The organism is Peptococcaceae bacterium 1198_IL3148, from assembly GCA_036763105.1.
GTDB lineage: Bacteria > Bacillota > Desulfotomaculia > Desulfotomaculales > Desulfohalotomaculaceae > JBAIYS01.
Window position 1 is genome coordinate 1 of record JBAIYS010000067.1, and the last position, 255, is coordinate 255.

The 255-nt window shown below is 53.3% G+C and carries 1 rRNA gene; it reads left to right on the forward strand.

Annotated features, from left to right (window positions below):
• Positions 1-255 (forward strand): 16S ribosomal RNA (locus V6C27_14925); the annotation flags it as partial.

The following is a 255-nucleotide window of genomic DNA, read 5'->3' on the forward strand; positions in this document are numbered from 1 at the left end:
TTAAGTCCCGCAACGAGCGCAACCCCTACTGTTAGTTGCCAGCATTTAAGGTGGGCACTCTAGCAGAACTGCCGTTGACAAAACGGAGGAAGGTGGGGATGACGTCAAATCATCATGCCCCTTATGTCTTGGGCCACACACGTGCTACAATGGCCTGTACAGAGGGAAGCGAAGCCGCGAGGTGAAGCAAACCCCAAAAAGCAGGTCTCAGTTCGGATTGTAGGCTGCAACTCGCCTACATGAAGTCGGAATCGC